The sequence below is a fragment of the Pseudomonas sp. I2 genome (assembly GCF_040984075.1).
GTDB lineage: Bacteria > Pseudomonadota > Gammaproteobacteria > Pseudomonadales > Pseudomonadaceae > Aquipseudomonas > Aquipseudomonas guariconensis_B.
In genome coordinates, this window is sequence record NZ_JBCGFQ010000243.1 from 1 (window position 1) to 380 (window position 380).

At 40.5% G+C, this 380-nt stretch carries 1 protein-coding gene; it reads left to right on the top strand.

All coding sequences use genetic code 11. The features are described from left to right. The coding region (locus WCE05_RS26450; RefSeq protein WP_368816902.1) for an NADP-dependent isocitrate dehydrogenase at positions 1-281 on the top strand (281 nt) is incomplete at its 5' end. Positions 282-380: the final 99 nt, after the last annotated feature.

Genomic DNA, 380 nt, shown 5'->3' on the forward strand with positions numbered 1-380 from the left:
GTACAGGCGAACTTGACAACCGTGGCAGTCACTTCTACTTGTCACTTTACTGGGCAGAAGCACTTGCTGCACAGAACGAAGATGCTGAGTTGAAAGCTAAATTTGCTCCACTTGCAAAAGCATTAGCTGAAAACGAACAGAAGATCGTTGCTGAGCTTGCTCAAGTACAAGGTAAACCAGCTGATATCGGTGGTTACTATGCAGTTGACCCAGCGATAGTAAGCGCTCTATTGCGTCCATGTGCTTCATTCAATGCAGAGTTTTCAACTGTTCAGGCTTAATTTATTATTATTTTGTACATATCTAAATGCCGGTGTTTATGCACCTGCTTTTTATTTTATATATATAAAAGTCATTAAAAAATGCCCTCTAACGTGAGC